Here is a 15,323-nt window from a genome sequence, read left to right as displayed (position 1 = left end):
GCCATCTCAGGTCGATGCCCCGCCAGCAGCCCACGCATTCCCCTGCGATCACATCGCTGATCCAACGAACCCCGCTCGGGTCCGCACCTGGCTGAGTCGCCCCGCGTGTCAATCAGCCCAAAGGCGGCCCAGGCGAACCGGAACAGCATGGGGTCAGAGACCGGCATCTGCGGTGGGTCCGGCACCCTTGGCTGGGTAGCATGGTCGATATTCCTGACCAGCATGGTCAGAACAAGGCCGCGCAGGTGGGGATTTTGCTACAATCGCAGGCCGTTGCGACAACCAGCGCGGCCAGTTTCCCCCGGTATCACGCGGCGGTGTGATCCTGCCTGTGGAAAGGCCGGAAAGGGCGCATCAAAAACCAGCGGTATCGCCAGCATCAAGCAAGCGGAGGCTGGTGGGCGGGGACAGTCTTAACGGATGTCCAGCGAGACCACGCCCTTGACATAGCGTGCGCCACGTTCGTCGCCCGGCGCGACCATGCGCAGCCCGTCGGGGATCGGCGCGCCGTCCAGTTCAAACCCGACCATGATCGGGCGGGCGCCAAAACCGGGGGCGATCTCTCCGACCGAAAAAGCCACCTGATGATCGTCGGTCGCCGTGACAAGGATGGTATAGCGCAGCGCCGTTTTCACGTCATCATCCAGATCGGTGTGGGCGGCAAGCACATCCCACAACAGCACACCCCGATACTGGCCGCGCATCTCGCCCCGGCTGCCGCCGTGGACGGTATCGACCTCTTGCACCGGCATCGCAGCCAGTGTTTCGGCGGTCAGCGTGACATTCAGCCCATCCGGCCCGGTCAGCACGACATCGGCAGTGGCAGCAACGGGCATCGCGACAGACAGCAGGATCGCAGCAAGGCGGGTCATCGGGCACCTTTCGATTCGATATGTTCACTCTACCATATCGCAGCAATGTGCCATCAATAAAGTCAGATTTTGTTCTACCTTCGTTCCCGATTTTCAGTTGCTTTTGTCTACGCGCGCATTATCTGATGCGCTTGAACCAAAGGAAACACGCCATGGAACAGAAGTTCATCGAGGTGCGCGGCGCGCGCGAACACAACTTGAAAGGCGTGGACATGGATATTCCGCGCGATCAGCTGGTGGTGATTACCGGGCTGTCCGGGTCGGGAAAGTCCTCGCTGGCCTTTGACACCATCTATGCCGAGGGGCAACGCCGCTATGTCGAATCGCTGTCGGCCTATGCGCGGCAGTTTCTGGACATGATGGGCAAGCCCGATGTCGATCACATCAGCGGCCTGTCCCCGGCGATCAGCATCGAGCAGAAAACCACCTCGAAAAACCCCCGGTCCACCGTGGGCACCGTGACCGAGATCTATGACTATCTGCGGCTGCTGTTCGCCCGCGCTGGCACCCCTTATTCCCCCGCCACCGGCCTGCCGATCGAGGCGCAGCAGGTGCAGGACATGGTGGATCGCATCATGGCGATGCCCGAGGGCACGCGCGCCTATCTGCTGGCCCCCATCGTGCGCGACCGCAAGGGCGAATATAAGAAAGAGTTTATCGAACTGCGCAAGCAGGGCTTCCAGCGTGTCAAGGTAAACGGCCAGTTCTATGAGCTGGACGAACCGCCGGTACTGGACAAGAAATTCCGCCACAATATTGACGTAGTGGTAGACCGGATCGTGACCGGCGGCGATATTGCGACGCGGCTGGCCGACAGCCTGCGCACCGCGCTGGATCTGGCCGATGGCATCGCCATTCTGGAAACCGCGACCGAGGAACCCGAGCGCATCACCTTCAGCGAGAACTTTGCCTGTCCGGTGTCGGGTTTCACCATTCCCGAAATCGAACCACGGCTGTTTTCGTTCAACGCGCCGTTCGGGGCCTGCCCGGTCTGTGACGGGCTGGGGGTGGAACTGTTCTTTGACGAACGGCTGATCGTGCCCGATGCCGCCCTGTCGGTGGACAAGGGGGCGATTGCGCCATGGGCAAAGTCGAAATCCGCCTATCTGACGCAAACCATCAACGCGCTGGCGAAACATTTCGGCTTCGACAAGAAAACCCCTTGGAAGGATCTGTCGCCCGATGTGCAGCGGCTGTTCCTGCACGGGTCTGGTAAAGAGGAAATCGAATTCCGCTTTGACGACGCGGGTCGGGTCTATCAGATCAGCCGCGCCTTTGAAGGGGTAATCCCCAACATGGAACGCCGGTTGCGCGAAAGCGATTCCGCCTGGGTGCGCGAAGAATTCGAGAAATATCAGAACAACCGTCCCTGCGGTGCCTGCAAGGGCTATCGCCTGAAACCCGAGGCGCTGGCGGTCAAGATCAACGGCAGCCATATCGGGCAGGTCGTCGAACTGTCGATCCGCGAGGCACTGGACTGGGTGCAGGCCGCCCCCGCCAGCCTGTCGAAACAGAAAAACGAAATCGCCACCGCGATTTTAAAGGAAATCCGCGAACGCCTTGGTTTCCTTGTGAATGTCGGCCTGGATTACCTGACGCTTAGCCGCGCGGCGGGCACGCTGTCGGGCGGCGAAAGCCAACGCATCCGGCTGGCCAGCCAGATCGGCAGCGGGCTGACCGGGGTGCTGTATGTGCTGGACGAACCCTCGATCGGCTTGCATCAGCGCGACAACGACCGGCTGCTGGATACGCTGAAAGGGCTGCGCGACGCGGGCAACTCGGTCATTGTGGTGGAACATGACGAAGACGCGATCCGCCACGCGGATTACGTCTTTGACATGGGACCGGGCGCGGGGGTGCATGGCGGCACGGTCGTTTCCAAAGGCACGCCCGAGGAAATCGCCGCCGACCCGGCCAGTCTGACCGGGCAATATCTGTCGGGCCAGCGTGAGATTGCCGTGCCCGGCCAGCGCCGCAAGGGGAACGGCAAGGCGGTCAAGGTTGTCGGCGCGACCGGCAACAACCTGAAAAACGTCAGCGCTGAATTCCCCTTGGGCAAGTTCGTCTGCGTCACCGGCGTTTCGGGCGGCGGCAAATCGACGCTGACGATTGAGACACTGTTCAAGACGGCATCCATGCGTCTGAACGGCGCGCGGCAGACGCCGGCACCCTGCGAAACGATCAAGGGGCTTGAGCTGCTGGACAAGGTGATCGATATCGACCAGCGGCCCATCGGGCGGACGCCTCGGTCGAACCCGGCGACCTATACCGGCGCGTTTACCCCGATCCGCGACTGGTTCGCCGGTCTGCCTGAATCGAAGGCGCGGGGCTATAAGCCCGGCCGGTTCAGTTTCAACGTCAAGGGCGGCCGCTGCGAGGCGTGCCAGGGCGATGGCGTCATCAAGATCGAGATGCACTTTCTGCCTGACGTTTATGTCGAATGCGAAACCTGCAAGGGCAAGCGGTATAACCGCGAAACGCTGGAGGTTCAGTTCAAGGGCAAATCCATCGCTGATGTGCTGGATATGACGGTCGAGGACGCGCAGGAATTTTTCAAGGCGGTGCCCTCGATCCGCGAAAAAATGGACGCGCTGATGCGGGTGGGACTTGGTTATATCAAGGTCGGCCAGCAGGCGACGACGCTTTCCGGGGGCGAGGCGCAGCGGGTCAAGCTGTCCAAGGAACTGTCGCGGCGATCCACCGGGCGGACGCTGTATATTCTGGACGAACCCACCACCGGCCTGCACTTTGAAGACGTGCGCAAACTGTTGGAGGTGCTGCACGAACTGGTCGATCAGGGCAACACAGTGGTGGTGATCGAACACAATCTGGACGTTATCAAGACCGCTGACTGGATCATCGACATCGGCCCCGAAGGCGGCGACGGCGGCGGTCGGATCGTCGCGACCGGCACCCCCGAAGACGTGGCCCGCATCAGCGAAAGCCACACGGGCCGTTATCTTGGGCCAATGCTGGGGGCCAGAGTGCGGGCGGCGGAATGATCCTGCAAGCCGCCCTGAACGGTGCGCGATCAGCGGATACCCTGCATCTGCCGCTGACACCGGATCAGGTGGCGGCGGATGCTGCGGCCTGCCGTGCGGCGGGGGCCGATTGCCTGCATCTGCATCCGCGCGATGATGCGGCACAGGAAACGCCGGCCCCCAACCATGTCGCGGCGCATCTGCGCGCCGTCCGCCTCGTCGCGCCCGGCATGGCGGCTGGTATCAGCACCGGAAACTGGATCACGCCCGCGCGTGGGCGACTGGAGGACATGGCGGCCTGGATTGACAAGCCCGATTACGTTATCTTTCCGAACCGGACGCGCCCGAGGTCATGGCACTGATGCGCCGCATGGGTATCGGGATCGAGCTTGGCCTTGCCAGCCTTGCCGATCTAGACCGGCTGTTGGGCCTGTCCGACCCGGCGGCGGGTGCCGTCCGCGCCATGATCGAGATGGATACGGGCGACCTGAGCGGCAACGAGCCGGTGGCTCGGGTCATGCTGTCCCGCATCCGCCGCGATCTGCCCGATCTGCCGGTGCTGTTGCACGGCGTTGACGGCACCGCATGGGATTTCGTCGTCCGCGCCCGCAACTGGGGGTGCGAGGCCGCGCGCATCGGGCTGGAAGATGTGCTGACCGCACCCGATGGCTGTGCCGCGAACAATGCCGAACTGGCGACAGCGGCGCGGGTAATGCTGACCACCTAAGCCGTCCTGACCTCTTGGCCACACGATTTCACTGAATCTTTAACCTTCCGATCTATCCTGCATCCATCCAGCCAGAGGCCCGATCATGACCCCGACCTTTCCCCGCACCCCTGACGACCTGCCCCGCGCGTGGGGCCTGACCGGCGACGTGCCGGTGAAAATCTGGGAACGGTTTTCGCCCGCGTATGAGGCGCAGGCAGAACGGCTGATCCATGCCATCGCGGCGCAGGGCTATGGCGCCGAATTCGGCGGCGCGGGCAGCGAGGATGGGGAATTCATCATCATCACCCGCGCGGGCGAGGCTGTGGCACTTATTCATCTGGAAGATCCGGCCGAGGCGCAGGAACTGGCCGCGCTGGATGATGCCGCACTGGCCGCATGGCTGGCCAAGGCCGCCGCGTGACGCCGGTCATCTGGCAACGGATCGAAGGTGCGCTGATGGCCCTGGCCGCGCTGGCGCTGGCCATCGCCATGTCGCCGGGCTGGCCGTGGGGCAATTGGTCGAGCGAATGACCGGTGGCCAGCCCGCGACGCAGGAAATCCAGCAGATGATCGGCAGTGTTCATCCGGCCCCCTTTTGCGCGCCCCAGCCCCGCCGCACGGACTACGGAACGGAAAAATGCCGCGCTTGTATTTTTCCTCTTGCGCCCGGCACATCCTCCGATTAAACGCGCCAAACCGAAACGGAGTGCGGGCGTAGCTCAGGGGTAGAGCATAACCTTGCCAAGGTTAGGGTCGTGAGTTCGAATCTCATCGCCCGCTCCAGTTTCTTTCCAGCCATTGCTGTCAGACGATCACCGGCCAATGCGCCGGTTGTCATCATCTTGTCACGACAGCGCGCAGCTTTCGTCATAATCGCGCCGCATAACCGCCCCATCGACAACTCAATGGGATCGTCATGCGCCACCTTTTTCTGACCGCAACCATTCTGACCGCCGCCGCCCCCGCACTGGCCGAGGACAGCTTTCCCGCCACGCTGGCCGGGCACACCTTTGTTCCGGCGATGACCATGACCGCCCCGCCCGCCGACGCACCTCGCGATGCCTGGGTGTCGGGCAAGTTCACCGGCGAAGCCCCAAACCGCCAGCCGATGACCAGGCCCGGCGATACCGGCGCGGCCTATGGCAGCCATCCGACCGGCATCAGCCTGCCGTTTTTGGGGCAACCGATTCAGGGCTTTTCCGGCTTTGCGATGAACCGGGCCGAGGATGGCGCAGTCTATGTGCTGATCGACAACGGCTTTGGGTCCAAAGCCAACAGCCCCGACGCGCTGCTGATGTTCAACCGCATGACGCCGGATTTTGAATCGGGCAAGGTCGCGATCACCGAAACCGTGTTTCTGCATGACCCCGATCACAAGGTGCCGTTCCGCATCGCCTATGAGGGCAGCGATTCCCGCTATCTGACCGGGGCTGATTTCGACCCCGAAAGCATTCAGGTGCTGAACGATGAGGTCTGGATCGGCGACGAATTCGGCCCGTGGCTGATCCGCGCCGGGCTGGACGGGCGCATCATCGACGTTTATCCGACGCTGATCGACGGCCAGCCGCTGCGCAGCCCCGACCACCCTGCCCTGCGCATTCCGGCCACGGCGGGCACGGATTATCAAAGCCAGCGGTCCGGCGGTTACGAAGGGATGGCCCTGCAACCCGGCACCAACCTGCTGTGGGCGATGCTGGAAAAGCCGCTGCTGGCCGAAGGCGGCGAACCAGAGGGCAATTTCCTGCGCGTGCTGATCTTTGATCCGGCGGCGGGTGAATGGACCGGCGAGACTGCGCGCTTTGCCCTGGCCGAAGGGGCCACCGCCATCGGCGATTTCAACTTTATCGACAATACCCGCGCGCTGGTAATCGAGCGCGACAATGGCGAGGGCGACCCGTCGCTGAAATGCCAGGGCGAACCGGCGCAGGATTGTTACCCGAACCCGGCGCTGCACAAGCGTATCGTGCTGGTCGATACCGCCGACCGTGACGCCGATGGCTTTATGCGCCGCATCGGTCATATCGACCTGATGAACATCGCCGACCCGGACGGGCTGGCGCGGCTGGACACCTCGCGCATGGGGGACGGGCCGTTCACCTTTCCCTTCTTTACCATCGAAAACGTGATGGCGGTCAGCAACACGCAGATCATGGTCGCCAACGACAACAACCTGCCGTTTTCCGCCGGGCGCAAGCTGGGCGAGGCGGCACAGAACGAGTTCATCCTGCTGGATGTGCCTGAATTTCTGGCGGCGCGCTGACATGGACGGGCGGCACGGATTTTTTCGCGCCGCCCCCCTTGCACCCCGCTGCGCCGGGCGTTACATCCTGCGCACCGAAACGGAGTGCGGGCGTAGCTCAGGGGTAGAGCATAACCTTGCCAAGGTTAGGGTCGTGAGTTCGAATCTCATCGCCCGCTCCAGTCGGCAAAGGCCGCCTGTAAGGGCGGCGTTTTTATTTGTGGCGATCCGATGACCTGTAAGATGCCGCCGGACAGCGAACACATACAACCGTCGGGTCGGGTCGGGTCGGGTCGGGTCGGGTCGGGTCGGGAAAAGGTTGGCAGGACTGGTTAAAAAGGCAACAGTCCGGTTCACATCCCCCTGCCACCGGGATGCGGACAAATCTGACACTGTAAACCTCCGCCCGTCCTTTGCTGCATCCCGCTACATCTGTCAAGAAAATCAGCAACGATGGACAAGATGACGATTAAAAATTTGTCCCTTCCCCTGTCAGAGCGTCTGATCCAGGCCGGAATGGAAATCTTGCTGTCAGGCGAGCCGCTGACCCTGCGTGGCGCTGCGGCGCGGGCGGGGGTGTCGCACGGGGCACCGGCGCATCACTTTGACGGCTTGTCAGGGTTGCAGACCGCCATCGCCACCAAGGCATTCCGCGATTTCGGCAAGCTCTTGCGTGATGCGCTGAACCAGCCGGTGGCGGCCGACCACCCCGAACCGGCGCGCGAAAGGTTGCGCAATCTGGGCCGCGCCTATTGCCACTTTGCCCAGCATCAAGGGGCACTGTTCGATCTGATGTTCCTCAAGACCGATGTGGATCATGATAACGCAGATTTGGTCAGTGCGATGGGATATGCCTATGAACCGCTGCGCACTGCCACAGCCCCCTTTATCAAGGGCCGCGACCGGAACATGATCGAGACGGTAATCTGGTGTGTTGCACATGGCTATGCCGTGCTGGGCTGTGCCGAACGGGTGAACGGCCTGCCCCCGCCCTTTGGTGCGCCCTCGCTGGACGATCTGATGCAGGCTATGAGCGTTATGGACATATTGCAGCCGGCGGAACCGGCTGCAACAGATCAGACGTCTTAACCGTCCACGCGGATACGGGCGTTTTCGGGGTCGAAGGGGCTGTCCTCGGTCACTTGGGCGTTCCACAGCTCGCGGAACATGCGCACTTTCAGTTTCGTGCCCGGCACCGCCAGATCAGGTCGGACATAGCCCATGCCGATCTGCTTGCCAAAGGCCACCGAATACCCGCCCGAGGTCAACCGCCCGACGCGCTGCCCGTCCAGGAACAGCCCCTCGCGGCCCCACGGGTCGGCGTCATCCGGCCCGTCGATCAGCAGGGTGACGCATTTCGACCGGATGCCCTTGGCCTGCATCGCGTCTTTGCCGTTGAAGGATTTCGACAGATCGACAAAGCGATCCAACCCGGCCTCTAGCGGGGTGGCATCGCGGCCCAGTTCGGTGCCAAAGGCGCGATAGGATTTTTCCTGCCGCAGCCAGTTCTGCGCCCGCGCGCCGACCAGTTTCAGCCCGTGCTTTTCGCCCGCCTTAATCAGTTCATCCCACAGGTAACGGCCGAATTCGATGGGATAGTGCAGTTCCCAGCCCAATTCGCCGGTATAGGCGACGCGAATGGCGCGGACGGGGCACATGCCCAGTTCGATGTCGCGCACCGATAGCCACGGGAATCGCTTGTTGCCCAGCACCGTGTCGGGGTCGGCGTCGCGCACCAGTTCGCGCAGGATCGCGCGGCTGTTCGGCCCGGCCAGCGCATAGACGCCCCATTGCGTGGTGATGTCCTGAATGATGACGGGGCCGAATTCGCCACCCATTTCCTCGGCCAGCTTGCGCAGGTTGTCGCCGTCGTAATCGGCCCAGGCCCCGGCAGAGATGACATAGTAATCATCCTCGGCCAACCGCACGATGGTGTATTCGGTGCGCGTGGTTCCGGCTTCGGTCAGGGCATAGGTCAGGTTGATGCGCCCGACCTTGGGCAGTTTATTGGTGGTGAACCAGTCCAGAAACGCTGTCGCGCCGGGACCATAGACCCGATGCTTGGCAAAGGCCGATGCGTCGATCAGCCCGGCGGTTTCGCGCACCGCCTTGGCCTCGTCCAGCGCATATTGCCACCAGCCGCCGCGACGGAACGACCGCGCGGCATGATCGTCAAAGCCCTGCGGCGCATAGTAGTTCGGACGTTCCCAGCCGTTCACCTGCCCCATCTGCGCCCCCGCCGCGATCTGGCGGTCATAGGCGGGCGCGGTGCGCAGCGGGCGCGCGGCTTCGCGTTCTTCGTCGGGGTGGTGCAGAACGAAAACGTGTTCGTAGCATTCCTCGTTCTTTTTCACCGCGTAATCGGTGGTCATCCAGCGCCCGAAACGGCGCGGATCAAGGCTGGCCATGTCGATTTCGGCCTCGCCCTGCGTCATCATCTGCGCCAGATAATAGCCGGTGCCCCCGGCGGCGGTGATACCAAAGCTGAACCCTTCGGCCAGCCACATATTGCGCAGACCAGGTGCCGGGCCGACCAGCGGATTACCATCGGGCGTATAGCAGATCGGGCCGTTGAAATCGTCCTTGAGGCCCACGGTTTCCGAGGTTGGAATCCGGTGGATCATCGACATGTATTCTTCTTCGATGCGTTCCAGATCCAGCGGAAACAGATCGGCGCGGAAACTTTCCGGCACGTCATATATGAACCGCGCCGGCGCATTGCGTTCATAGGGGCCAAGAATCCAGCCGCCGCGTTCCTCGCGCACATACCATTTCGCATCGGCATCGCGCAGAACGGGGTGTTCGGGGTTGCCTTCGGCCCGCCATTTCACCAGCGCGGGATCGGGTTCGGTGACGATATACTGATGTTCCACCGGGATCGCGGGGATCTTGATCCCCAGCAGGCGGGCGGTGCGCTGTGCATGGTTGCCTGTGGCGGTCACGACATGTTCGGCGTGGATTTCAAAGGGTTCATTGGCGGGCACAAGGTTGCCGCCCTTTTCCACCATGCGATCGCAGGTGACGATCCATTCATCGCCGGTCCATTTATAGGCATTCACCTGAATCTTGCGCTCGATCGAAGCACCGGCCATGCGGGCGGCGCGGGCCATCGCCTGCGTCACATCGGCAGGGTTGATATAACCGTCAGTCGGGTGAAACAGCGCGCCTTTCAGGTCTTCGGTGCGCACCAGCGGCCAGCGGTCCTTGATCTGCGCGGGCGTCAGGAATTCGTGTTCGACCCCGACGGTTTCAGCGGTGGCGGAATACAGCATGTATTCATCCATCCGTGCATCGGTCTGCGCCATGCGCAGGTTGCCCACGCGCGCGAAACCCGCGTTCAACCCGGTTTCCGCCTCTAGCCCCGAATAGAGTTTCACCGAATAATCATGGATATGGCTGGTCGCATAGCCCATGTTGAACAGCGGCAGCAAACCGGCGGCGTGCCAGGTGGACCCGGCGGTCAGTTCGTCGCGTTCGAGCAGCATGGTATCCCAGCCCGCGCGCGCCAAATGCAGCGCGATCCCGCAGCCGACGGCCCCGCCACCCACAACCAACGCCTTTACATGTGTCTTCATAGCCCGAATCCCCTGTCAGCCTGTCGTCTTTTTCTAGTCAGACAGTCCGCGCGCGCGACAGGGGCAGGCGACAGGTTGCGGCCAGAATGCGACATTCGGCACCTCTTGCACGCCTGACCGGGCACCCTGCCCCCTTTTCCTGCGCCGCCACCCGCGCTATCACACCGCCATGCTGAAAACCCGGATCATTCCCTGTCTTGATGTCGCCGATGGCCGCGTGGTCAAGGGCGTGAATTTCGTTGACCTGATCGACGCCGGTGATCCGGTCGAGGCGGCCAAGGCCTATGATGCGGCGGGCGCGGACGAGATCTGCTTTCTCGACATTCATGCGACACATGAAAACCGTGGCACCATGTTCGATCTGGTGACGCGCACGGCCGAACAATGCTTTGTGCCGCTGACGGTCGGCGGCGGCGTGCGGTCGCATACCGATGTGCGGGCGCTGTTGCTGGCGGGGGCGGACAAGGTGTCGTTCAACTCGGCTGCGGTGGCTGACCCGGATGTGGTGGCTGCGGCGGCAGATCGGTTCGGCAGCCAGTGTATCGTCGTGGCCATCGACGCCAAGACGGTCGCGCCGGGGAAATGGGAAATCTTCACCCACGGCGGTCGCCGCCCGACGGGAATCGACGCGGTGGAATTCGCCCGCACGGTCGAGGCGCGCGGCGCGGGTGAGATATTGTTGACCAGCATGGACCGCGACGGCACCAAGACCGGCTTCAACATCCCGCTGACGCGCGCCATTGCGGATGCGGTGAACATCCCGGTCATCGCCTCGGGCGGGGTCGGCACGCTAGATCATCTGGTCGAGGGTGTGACGCAGGGCGGGGCCTCGGCAGTGCTGGCGGCATCCATTTTCCACTTTGGCACCTACACCATCGGCGAGGCCAAGGCCCATATGGCCGCCGCCGGTATCCCGGTGAGGCGGACATGAGCGCGCTGGATCGCCTTGCCGCCACCATCACCGCACGCAAGGGCGCGGACCCCGACGAAAGCTGGACGGCCAAGCTGCTGTCCAAAGGCCCCGAGAAATGCGCCGAAAAATTCGGTGAAGAAGCGATCGAGGCCGTGATCGAGGCCGTGCGTGGCGACCGCGCGCGCCTGACCGCCGAGGCGGCGGATGTGATCTATCACCTGCTGGTGATGCTGGCGGCGCGGGATGTGACGCTGGCCGACGTGCTGGCGGAACTGGAGCGGCGCGAGGGTGTGTCAGGCATCGCTGAAAAGGCGGCGCGGTAGGGGGGCTTGCGCCCCCTCTTGGCCTTGCGGCCAATTCACCCCCTGAGGATATTTTCGGACCAAAGATAGGGGCAGGTTTGCCAGTCACGCCGCCAGCGTCACCCAGACCGGGACGTGATCGCTGGGTTTTTCCTTGCCCCGCGCATCGCGGTCAACGCCCGCATCCTGCATCAAGTCGGCGGCCTGTGGTGACAGCAACAGGTGGTCGATGCGGATGCCGTTATCCCGTTCCCACGAACTGCCCTGATAGTCCCAGAAGGTGAACGGGCCGCGCAGGGCAAAGGGATCGCGGATACGGATGGCGTCGGTCCAGCCGTCCCATACGATCCGGCGCAGGGCGGCGCGGCTGTCGGGCAGGAACAGCGCATCATCCACCCATGCCTGCGGGCGGGCCGCGTCGCGGGCTTCGGGGATGACGTTGTAATCGCCCAGCATCACCACCGGCATTTCGGATGCCAGCAACGCGCGGGCGCGGCTGCGCAGGCGGTTCATCCAGGCCAGTTTATAGTCGTATTTCGGCCCCGGTGCCGGGTTGCCATTGGGCAGATACAGGCCCGCGATGCGCACTGCCGTATCGCCGATCACACTCGCCTCGATCCAGCGGGCCTGTTCATCGGCATCATCGCCGGGCAGACCGCGCGTCACATCCTCAAGCGGCAGGCGTGACAGGATGGCGACGCCGTTAAAGCTTTTCTGGCCGTGGGTTTCCACGTTCCAACCCAGGTCGGTGAAGTGATCGCGGGGGAAACCCTCGTCCACGGATTTGATCTCTTGCAGAACCACCACATCGGCGTCGGTTTCGGACAGCCAGTCAGTCAGCGCGTTAATGCGCGCCTTGATGCCGTTGATGTTGAATGTCGCAATCTTCATCCGTCCCCCTTTGGCGCGGTCACGATCAGTTTGTCGATCCGCAGCCCGTCCATATCGGCCACCTCAAAGCACCAGCCCCGGTCGGTGAACACTTCGCCCGTGCGCGGGATACGGCCCAAAAGGTGCAGCACCAGACCGGCGACGGTGGCAAATTCGCCGCGCGGCAGGCTATAGCCCGTCTCGCCTGCGAATTCATCCGCGTTTTCCGCACCCGAGACAAGCCAGCTGCCATCCTCGCGCCGGATCATGTCGGGTTCTTCGCCCTCGATGTCGATGAAATCGCCAGTGATCGCGCCCAGCAGGTCCATCGCTGTCACCACACCTTCGAAATGGCCGTATTCGTCATAAACCAGCACCATGCGGGCCGGTGTGGTGCGCAGCTTGCCGATGACATCGACGGCGCTGGCCACGTCCAGCACCACCGGAGCTTCGCGGATCACGCTGGCCGGATCGGGCTGCGCGCCGCCATCGGGCAAAAGATCGCGCAGGGCGATCACGCCTTTGACATCATCTGGATTACCGTCGATCACCGGCAGCCGCGAAACGGTCGCGCGTCGTGCCGTCGTCAGCACCACATCAGTGCCCCGTGACAGGTCCAGCACCGTGACATCGCGGCGCGGCGTCATCATGGCCCGTGCGGTCCGGTCGGCAACGCGCATCACCCCCGAGATCATCGCCTGTTCGGCGGGCAGCAGCACACCGGCTTGCGCCGCTTCGGCCAGCGTCAGGCGGATTTCCTCGTCGGTGATGGTGCTGGCGTTCTGTTTGCGGATACCCAGCAGGCCCAGCACCAGGCGCCCGGTGCTATCCAGCAGCCAGACCAGCGGGGCGGCGATCCGGGCGATAGCGGTCATCAGCGGGGCCACGCGCGCCGCGACCTTTTCGGGGTTGGACAGCGCGATCTGTTTGGGCACCAACTCGCCCACGATCAGCGACAGAAAGGTGATCGCGGCGACCACCAGCCCCACACCCAAAGGCGCGGCCAGCGTGGCGGGCAGGCCCAGTCCGGCCAGCGCCGTCCCCGCGCGCAGCCCCAGCGTCGCCCCGGACACGGCACCGTTCAGAATACCGACCAGCGTGATCCCGATCTGCACCGATGACAGAAAGCGCCCCGGATTTTCCGCCAGCCGCAGCGCCGCATCCGCCCCGCGCCCACCCATCGCCTGCAAGCGCATGGGGCGCGACGAGACCACCGCCAGCTCCGCCATGGCCAGCGCGCCATTCACCAGCGTCAGCGCCAGGATAATGGCGATTTCCAGCCACATCAGATGGAAAACGAGGTGCCACAGCCGCAAGAGGACGCGGCATTCGGATTCTCGATCACGAACCGCGCGCCGATCAGTTCTTCGCTAAAATCAATCACCGCGCCCGCCAGAAACGGCAGCGAGACGGGATCGACCACCACCGTCTGACCGCCGCCGTTCAGGACCAGATCGTCAGCGGCGGCATCGTCCAGCCGGATATCATACTGAAATCCCGAACAGCCGCCCCCCGCCACGGCCACCCGCAAGGGGCGCGGCGCGGCACCGGCGTTGATCTCGGCCAGCCGGGCAAAGGCGCGGTCGGTGACTTTCGGTGGCAGGTTCATGGGGCGTTCCCGTTTTCGTCGTGTTCCCCCGAATATAGGCTTACCCCTGCATTGCCGCAAGGAAGCCCCATGACCGCAGCACCCTATGCCAGCCAGCCCGACGCCAGCCGAGGCCGCCTGTTCTCCGAGGCGCTGTCCACCTTTCGCAGCCCGTGGCAGCGAGATCGCGACCGGATCATCCATTCCAGCGCGTTCCGGCGGCTGAAACACAAGACGCAGGTTTTCGTCGAACTGGAAGGCGACGCCTATCGCGGCGATTATTTCCGCACCCGCCTGACTCATACGGTCGAGGTGGCGCAGGTCGCCCGAACCATCGCCGGGGCCTTGGGCCTGAACACGGATCTGGCCGAAACCGTGGCGCTGGCCCATGATCTGGGCCACCCGCCATTCGGTCACACGGGCGAGGATGCGCTGGCGGCATTGATGACCCCTTACGGCGGATTCGATCACAATGCCCAGGCGCTGCGCATCGTCACCCGGCTGGAGCGGCATTATGCGGGCTTTGACGGGCTGAACCTGACATGGGAATCGCTGGAAGGCATCGCCAAGCACAATGGCCCAGTCACTGGCCCGCTGCCCTATGCGCTGGCCGAGGTGAACGCGGCGTGGGATCTGGAACTGCACACGAATGCCAGCGCCGAAGCGCAGGTGGCCGCCGTGGCCGATGACGTGGCCTATAATCATCACGATCTGCATGACGGGCTGCGCGCCGGTCTGTTCACCGAGGATGATCTGGCCGAACTGCCCGTCGTCGGCCCCGCCTTTGCCGAAGTGGACCGGCTGCACCCCGGCCTCGATCCGATGCGCCGCCGCCACGAGGCGCTGCGCCGCGTCTTTGGCATCATGGTCGAGGATGTAATCGCCGTTGCCCGTAACCGCCTGACCGGCCTGCAACCGCAATCCGCCGATAACATCCGCGCCATGGACGGGCCGATCATTCGCTTCTCCAAGCCGCTCTATCAGAACATCAAGGCGATCAAGGCGTTCCTCTTCACCCGCATGTATCGCGCGCCCTGCGTGGTGGACGAACGCGCCCATGTGACCAGGGTGCTGAACGACTTGTTCCCACTGTTCCTGCATGATCCGACGCAACTGCCCGAGGACTGGGCCGGTATCGCCAAAGCGACACCTGACGAAACCGGGCGCGCGCGGGTGGTGCTGGATTACATCGCGGGCATGACGGATCGCTATGCCATGGCCGAACACGGGCGCCTGTTCGGAGTCGGCGAACGGGACGGTTAACAGCGCGGTCG

15 protein-coding genes and 2 tRNA genes are annotated in these 15,323 nt (G+C 63.5%); 12 read left to right on the top strand and 5 right to left on the bottom strand.

What is annotated here, in order from left to right:
• Positions 1-413: 413 nt before the first annotated feature.
• Entirely contained in the window at positions 414-872 is a 459-nt protein-coding gene (locus Q4G22_RS11415; RefSeq protein WP_303386029.1) for a hypothetical protein, read from the bottom strand.
• 152 nt (positions 873-1,024) lie between these two features.
• Between Q4G22_RS11415 and uvrA the strand changes: the two genes are divergently transcribed.
• From uvrA to Q4G22_RS11370, 9 genes are all read left to right on the top strand, one after another.
• Positions 1,025-3,874, top strand: a complete 2,850-nt coding sequence (gene uvrA / locus Q4G22_RS11410; protein WP_303386028.1) for an excinuclease ABC subunit UvrA — start codon at positions 1,025-1,027, stop codon at positions 3,872-3,874.
• Positions 3,871-4,215 carry a 3-keto-5-aminohexanoate cleavage protein gene (locus tag Q4G22_RS11405; RefSeq protein WP_303386027.1) on the top strand — a complete coding sequence of 115 codons (345 nt, stop codon included), beginning with the start codon at positions 3,871-3,873 and terminating at the stop codon, positions 4,213-4,215. Before uvrA ends, Q4G22_RS11405 begins: the two co-directional genes overlap by 4 nt.
• A complete protein-coding gene (locus tag Q4G22_RS11400) occupies positions 4,206-4,580 on the top strand; it encodes a hypothetical protein (RefSeq protein WP_303386026.1) in 375 nt (124 codons plus the stop codon). The genes Q4G22_RS11405 and Q4G22_RS11400 overlap by 10 nt, the downstream gene beginning before the upstream one ends.
• An 85-nt stretch (positions 4,581-4,665) precedes the next feature.
• A complete protein-coding gene (locus tag Q4G22_RS11395; protein WP_303386025.1) occupies positions 4,666-4,983 on the top strand; it encodes a hypothetical protein in 318 nt (105 codons plus the stop codon).
• On the top strand, positions 4,959-5,093 hold the full coding sequence (locus tag Q4G22_RS11390; protein WP_303386024.1) for a hypothetical protein: 135 nt from the start codon (positions 4,959-4,961) through the stop codon (positions 5,091-5,093). The genes Q4G22_RS11395 and Q4G22_RS11390 overlap by 25 nt, the downstream gene beginning before the upstream one ends.
• Positions 5,094-5,270: 177 nt before the next feature.
• Positions 5,271-5,345: transfer RNA gene (locus tag Q4G22_RS11385), tRNA-Gly, on the top strand.
• 133 nt (positions 5,346-5,478) lie between these two features.
• The gene (locus Q4G22_RS11380; RefSeq protein WP_303386023.1) at positions 5,479-6,822 is read left to right on the top strand and encodes an esterase-like activity of phytase family protein; all 1,344 of its coding nucleotides are present in this window, start codon (positions 5,479-5,481) and stop codon (positions 6,820-6,822) included.
• A gap of 86 nt (positions 6,823-6,908) precedes the next feature.
• Positions 6,909-6,983 (top strand) — tRNA-Gly (locus Q4G22_RS11375).
• A 334-nt stretch (positions 6,984-7,317) separates the two neighbouring features.
• The gene (locus tag Q4G22_RS11370; RefSeq protein WP_303386022.1) at positions 7,318-7,890 is read left to right on the top strand and encodes a TetR/AcrR family transcriptional regulator; all 573 of its coding nucleotides are present in this window, start codon (positions 7,318-7,320) and stop codon (positions 7,888-7,890) included.
• Here the strand turns inward: Q4G22_RS11370 and Q4G22_RS11365 are convergent.
• A complete protein-coding gene (locus tag Q4G22_RS11365; RefSeq protein WP_303386021.1) occupies positions 7,887-10,376 on the bottom strand; it encodes an FAD-dependent oxidoreductase in 2,490 nt (829 codons plus the stop codon). The two genes, Q4G22_RS11370 and Q4G22_RS11365, sit on opposite strands and share 4 nt — an antisense overlap.
• A gap of 169 nt (positions 10,377-10,545) precedes the next feature.
• Between Q4G22_RS11365 and hisF the strand changes: the two genes are divergently transcribed.
• Both hisF and Q4G22_RS11355 read left to right on the top strand, forming a co-directional pair.
• The gene (gene hisF, locus Q4G22_RS11360; RefSeq protein ID WP_303386020.1) at positions 10,546-11,307 is read left to right on the top strand and encodes an imidazole glycerol phosphate synthase subunit HisF; all 762 of its coding nucleotides are present in this window, start codon (positions 10,546-10,548) and stop codon (positions 11,305-11,307) included.
• A complete protein-coding gene (locus Q4G22_RS11355) occupies positions 11,304-11,612 on the top strand; it encodes a phosphoribosyl-ATP diphosphatase (RefSeq protein WP_303386019.1) in 309 nt (102 codons plus the stop codon). The genes hisF and Q4G22_RS11355 overlap by 4 nt, the downstream gene beginning before the upstream one ends.
• 84 nt (positions 11,613-11,696) lie before the next feature.
• Here the strand turns inward: Q4G22_RS11355 and xth are convergent, their stop codons facing one another.
• Genes xth through Q4G22_RS11340 form a run of 3 tightly spaced genes read right to left on the bottom strand, consistent with a single transcriptional unit; the run spans position 11,697 to position 14,070 of the window.
• On the bottom strand, positions 11,697-12,482 hold the full coding sequence (gene xth, locus Q4G22_RS11350) for an exodeoxyribonuclease III (RefSeq protein WP_303386018.1): 786 nt from the start codon (positions 12,480-12,482) through the stop codon (positions 11,697-11,699).
• Positions 12,479-13,747, bottom strand: coding sequence for a hemolysin family protein (locus Q4G22_RS11345; protein ID WP_303386017.1), 1,269 nt, complete (start codon positions 13,745-13,747; stop codon positions 12,479-12,481). The genes xth and Q4G22_RS11345 overlap by 4 nt, the downstream gene beginning before the upstream one ends.
• Positions 13,747-14,070 carry an iron-sulfur cluster assembly accessory protein gene (locus Q4G22_RS11340; protein WP_303386016.1) on the bottom strand — a complete coding sequence of 108 codons (324 nt, stop codon included), beginning with the start codon at positions 14,068-14,070 and terminating at the stop codon, positions 13,747-13,749. The genes Q4G22_RS11345 and Q4G22_RS11340 overlap by 1 nt, the downstream gene beginning before the upstream one ends.
• Positions 14,071-14,139: 69 nt before the next feature.
• Here Q4G22_RS11340 and Q4G22_RS11335 point away from each other — a divergent pair, with 69 nt between their 5' ends.
• Positions 14,140-15,312, top strand: coding sequence for a deoxyguanosinetriphosphate triphosphohydrolase (locus tag Q4G22_RS11335; protein ID WP_303386015.1), 1,173 nt, complete (start codon positions 14,140-14,142; stop codon positions 15,310-15,312).
• Positions 15,313-15,323 lie beyond the last annotated feature (11 nt).

It is taken from the genome of Paracoccus sp. (in: a-proteobacteria), from assembly GCF_030538655.1.
Classification (GTDB): Bacteria; Pseudomonadota; Alphaproteobacteria; order Rhodobacterales; family Rhodobacteraceae; genus Paracoccus.
This window is presented reverse-complemented; position numbering and strand designations above follow the sequence as displayed.

Excerpts from the sequence above, each read along its gene's own strand:
- Q4G22_RS11415 (WP_303386029.1), bottom strand. The coding sequence starts at position 872 with ATGACCCGCCTTGCTGCGATCCTGCTGTCTGTCGCGATGCCCGTTGCT.
- uvrA (WP_303386028.1), top strand. The coding sequence starts at position 1,025 with ATGGAACAGAAGTTCATCGAGGTGCGCGGCGCGCGCGAACACAACTTG.
- Q4G22_RS11405 (WP_303386027.1), top strand. The coding sequence starts at position 3,871 with ATGATCCTGCAAGCCGCCCTGAACGGTGCGCGATCAGCGGATACCCTG.
- Q4G22_RS11400 (WP_303386026.1), top strand. The coding sequence starts at position 4,206 with ATGGCACTGATGCGCCGCATGGGTATCGGGATCGAGCTTGGCCTTGCC.
- Q4G22_RS11395 (WP_303386025.1), top strand. The coding sequence starts at position 4,666 with ATGACCCCGACCTTTCCCCGCACCCCTGACGACCTGCCCCGCGCGTGG.
- Q4G22_RS11390 (WP_303386024.1), top strand. The coding sequence starts at position 4,959 with ATGGCTGGCCAAGGCCGCCGCGTGACGCCGGTCATCTGGCAACGGATC.
- Q4G22_RS11380 (WP_303386023.1), top strand. The coding sequence starts at position 5,479 with ATGCGCCACCTTTTTCTGACCGCAACCATTCTGACCGCCGCCGCCCCC.
- Q4G22_RS11370 (WP_303386022.1), top strand. The coding sequence starts at position 7,318 with ATGGAAATCTTGCTGTCAGGCGAGCCGCTGACCCTGCGTGGCGCTGCG.
- Q4G22_RS11365 (WP_303386021.1), bottom strand. The coding sequence starts at position 10,376 with ATGAAGACACATGTAAAGGCGTTGGTTGTGGGTGGCGGGGCCGTCGGC.
- hisF (WP_303386020.1), top strand. The coding sequence starts at position 10,546 with ATGCTGAAAACCCGGATCATTCCCTGTCTTGATGTCGCCGATGGCCGC.
- Q4G22_RS11355 (WP_303386019.1), top strand. The coding sequence starts at position 11,304 with ATGAGCGCGCTGGATCGCCTTGCCGCCACCATCACCGCACGCAAGGGC.
- xth (WP_303386018.1), bottom strand. The coding sequence starts at position 12,482 with ATGAAGATTGCGACATTCAACATCAACGGCATCAAGGCGCGCATTAAC.
- Q4G22_RS11345 (WP_303386017.1), bottom strand. The coding sequence starts at position 13,747 with ATGTGGCTGGAAATCGCCATTATCCTGGCGCTGACGCTGGTGAATGGC.
- Q4G22_RS11340 (WP_303386016.1), bottom strand. The coding sequence starts at position 14,070 with ATGAACCTGCCACCGAAAGTCACCGACCGCGCCTTTGCCCGGCTGGCC.
- Q4G22_RS11335 (WP_303386015.1), top strand. The coding sequence starts at position 14,140 with ATGACCGCAGCACCCTATGCCAGCCAGCCCGACGCCAGCCGAGGCCGC.